4 protein-coding genes are annotated in these 3,837 nt (G+C 54.3%); 3 read left to right on the plus strand and 1 reads right to left on the minus strand.

The genetic code is table 11. The annotated features are described in order from the left end of the window. The 3 genes from V6C07_RS05750 to V6C07_RS05760 all read left to right on the plus strand — a co-directional run. On the plus strand, positions 1–279 hold a 279-nt coding region (locus V6C07_RS05750; protein ID WP_333535407.1), incomplete at its 5' end, for a sensor histidine kinase. Positions 280–504: 225 nt separating this feature from the next. Beyond that, positions 505–1,866, plus strand: coding sequence for a sigma-54-dependent transcriptional regulator (locus tag V6C07_RS05755; protein WP_333535408.1), 1,362 nt, complete (start codon positions 505–507; stop codon positions 1,864–1,866). Positions 1,867–1,908: 42 nt separating this feature from the next. Beyond that, complete coding sequence (locus V6C07_RS05760; RefSeq protein ID WP_333535409.1) at positions 1,909–2,274, plus strand: diacylglycerol kinase; 366 nt, start codon at positions 1,909–1,911, stop codon at positions 2,272–2,274. Here V6C07_RS05760 and V6C07_RS05765 read toward each other — a convergent pair. Continuing rightward, complete coding sequence (locus V6C07_RS05765; RefSeq protein WP_333535410.1) at positions 2,252–3,373, minus strand: sulfatase-like hydrolase/transferase; 1,122 nt, start codon at positions 3,371–3,373, stop codon at positions 2,252–2,254. The two genes, V6C07_RS05760 and V6C07_RS05765, sit on opposite strands and share 23 nt — an antisense overlap. Positions 3,374–3,837 lie beyond the last annotated feature (464 nt).

Here is a 3,837-nt window from a genome sequence, read left to right on the forward strand (position 1 = left end):
GAACTGCGTGTGGGCGCGCGCCTCTGCGCCGGCGGGCAGAACTTCAGCATCACGGTGGCCGATACTGGGCCGGGCATTGCCAGGGACATTCAGGCGGCCATTTTTACGCCCTATTTTACCACCAAGCCCTCAGGCACGGGCCTTGGCCTTGCCATTGTGCATCAGATTGTGGAAGGGCATGGCGGCAATGTCAGCGTGACCTCCCAGCCTGGCCGGGGTACGGAATTCACTCTTGAACTGCCCGTGCGTGGCAGGGATGACGCCCCGCTGGGCGGATAAAAGTGTCAGGGAAGCCTTTACTCCGCGCTTCCCGCGGCTCCTGCGCGGGCAGGAGCCCAAAAAACGTGAATAGGGGGAATTCACTTCCCCCGTTACATGCGCGTTTTTTGTGCCTTTCCCCAAAATGGCTTCCATTTTTTGGCATCGAGCTGAGTAAATCGAAGATTTAATCAGCGGATACTCAGACAAAAATAACGGAATATTCAAGCTGCCGAGGAAGATGAAATGACTGTAAAATCGGCCGTAAAGCTGCTGGTGGTGGACGACGACCGCAATCATCGCGAAATGTTGCGCGCCCTGCTGGAAGAGTGGGGTTACGCCCCTGTTACCGTGGATAATGGCGAAGAAGCCGTGGCCCTGTGCCAGGAAAGCCCTTTTGACCTCATCCTTATGGACGTTCGCATGGGCGGCATGAGCGGCATTGAGGCCACCCGCGCCATCAAGGGATATAATCCGGCCATTCCCGTGCTGATCATGACGGCCTATTCCGATGTGGCGAACGCCGTGGAGGCCCTCAAGGCCGGGGCGTACGACTATCTTACCAAGCCTCTGGCTTTTGACGCTCTCAAGCTGGCCCTGGAACGCGCTCTCGACCATGCCAGCCTGCGGGACGAAGTGCTTGCCCTGCGTCACGAACTGGCGGCCAATGTGGACTCGCGCGATGTCATCGGCCAAAGCCCGGCCATGCGCCAGATGCTGGGCCTGGTTTCAGCCATTGCGCCTTCCGAGGCCACGGTGCTCATTACGGGCGAATCCGGTACGGGCAAGGAGGTTATTGCCAAGCTCATCCACGCCAACAGCGGCAGAAGCAAGGGGCCTTATGTGGCCGTCAACTGCGCCGCCCTGACGGAAACCCTGCTGGAATCAGAACTGTTCGGTCATGAAAAAGGCGCGTTCACCGGTGCGGAAAAACGCCGTGAAGGCCGGTTTCTGGCGGCCAACAAAGGCACGATCTTTCTGGACGAGATCGGTGAAATTCCGCTGTCCATGCAGGTCAAACTGCTGCGGGTGATTCAGGAACGCGAACTGCAGCGTGTGGGCGGCGACCAGAACCTCAAGGTGGACGTGCGCATTCTGGCGGCCACCAACAAGGATCTGGCCCAGGAGGTGGACGAGGGACGTTTTCGTCAGGACCTTTATTACCGTCTCAATGTGGTGGCCTTGCAATTGCCGCCCCTGCGTGACCGACAGGAGGACATTCCCCTGCTCGCCATGCATTTCATGAAGCTTTTTGCCGAGCGCAACGGCAAGACGGTCAAGGGTTTTACCCCTGCCGCTATGGACAGGCTGCTCAAGCATGCCTGGCCCGGCAACGTGCGTGAACTGGAAAACGCCGTGGAACGGGCTGTGGTGCTGCTGGTGGGCGAATATATCAGCGAACGCGAGCTGCCGCCCACCATTGTGGATGTGGAGGAGGACAACACACGTCCGGCGCGGCTGGATTTTGCCAACATGACGCTGGAGGAAATCGAGCGTCTGGCCGTGCAGGACACGCTTGAACAGGTGGGCGGCAATAAAAGCGAGGCCGCGCGACGCCTTGGCATCAACCGCAAAACGCTTTTATCGAAACTTGGGGATGGCAGGTAGCGGCAGGCCCGTCGTGGCTGAGCCTTGATAAAGGACTGGTATATGTTTAGAAAAATGTACGATGTGTTTTACAGGCGCTGTGTCAGGGCTACGCTTTTTTCTCTGGCGGGATTCCGTGCCGCCCTGACCAAGGAGGAGGCTTTTCGCCTGGAGCTGGCCGGGCTGGCCGGGCTTGTTCTAATCATGTTTGCAGTGCCCTGGCCGCTGTGGAAAAAGTTTTTTCTGACAGGCTCATATCTTTTGATTCTTATCGTCGAGCTGCTCAACTCCGCCATAGAGGACGTGTGCGATCTTGTAAGCCCCGGTTATTCAGAACTGATAAAAAACGCCAAAGATAAGGGATCTATGGCGGTTTTATTGGCCCTGTTCTGTAATGTACTGCTGCTTATCGCCCTGATTCTGCTGTAGCCGGTACTTGTTGCGCACCGAGCTGGGAGAAATTTTTTTTCAGATAGTAGTATATCTTGCTTCTGTTCAGGAGCGGAGCGTCTTCATGCGCAAAGGGGTGTGACTGCCCGGTAATGAAGAACAGAAAGGGAATATAGCCCGAAGCCTCACTGGTGTACGACCTGTGATCCCCCCAGATGGCTACCGTGGTTCCCGCAGGCAGTTGTTCGATATAGGCGGCCAGTGCGGTATCAGTGTGACGGCACAGCGAATAATAGGTGTTGCGTGGTTCGTCCGGAAACTTCAGGGAATTGCAGACCATTTCGGGCTGATCCATGACGTGCATGTCCAGCGTGATGATAAAATGCAAAAAAGGGCCGGCTGCAGGAATTTTTTGGGCCGCAAAGGCAAGCAGATCCGTGTCGGAGGCAATACCGTCCGTCCAGATGGGAATCGCAGGTACACCTTCGGCCTGCATTTTTTCCAGCCCGTAAACATGCTGCACTCCTTGGCGCTGGTAGGCAACCTCCTGATTCATGTAGTTGCCGGGCACGCCATGAAAGGAATAGCTGGGGGAAATTTTTTGAGTCAGAAAGCGCAAAAATGATTCAGAATAATCCTGTTCATACTCATAGTGCAAAATGCTGTGTGATGCGATGCGGCCATTGAATATTTCGTAGTCCGAGTTGGCTGATGCCATTTTTTTGGTTCCGTCCAGACGCAGCAGTATCGCATGCTTCAGCAGGCCATGCAGAAAGGGCATAACGTATTCCCCCTGTGCCTTTTCTGTAACCATCTCGTAATCCAATGCTTCCACTTGAATAAGCGCGATTTTGTCTGTGCAGGAAAGCGAGGGCAGACTTTCAATGCCCTCCGGCGATTCCAGGGGCTGCGTGTGGTTTTTCATGCGCCAGGGGTAACCGGTAGCCAGCTCCAGCGCATATGTGGCCAGATAGCCGCGTGTGTGCAGCGAACGGCGTTCCGGAGGTGTCGGGCTGATCTTTTCGTTTGCCATGTTCTCGGGCCAGAATTCCTTGAGCGACTGCACTGCGAAGCTGCTGCCCATGGCTATGGCAAAGGCTGCGAGAGCGCATATGCCGACCTGTTTTCGATAGGGCAATATTGTAACTCTGAATAAAAAAAATATTTGCGCAAAAGCGCAGATAATGAAGAATAACGATTTTGTAACCGGCACATGAGAAAGTACCGATAAGCCTAGATGGCTTGCGTAGCGTGTTCCATGTATTATGGTAGAAAGGTTTAACGGAACCTTGAGTGTGTCTGACACTGCAACGCACACAATGCCAAACACACATTGAAAAATAATAAATAATATGCATATTCTGCGGCTTGCCAAGACAAGCAGGCACAACGACGCCGCGATATTGATGCCTGCTATGGGGAACGTAGGGCGAATGCTCCACCATTGACACACAGAGCTGGACAGGGATGTTACCACATTGCTGTCCGGCTAAGGGGTAACAAAAAAGTCCAAAATCTCAGCAGTATGTGGTATAAGAAGTTACCACAACAACTTGCCACACAAGGAGATTTTGGACTTGAGCCATCATACTACACTCTTCT

The sequence above is a fragment of the Desulfovibrio sp. 1214_IL3152 genome (assembly GCF_036763055.1).
Taxonomy (GTDB): Bacteria; Desulfobacterota; Desulfovibrionia; order Desulfovibrionales; family Desulfovibrionaceae; genus Desulfovibrio.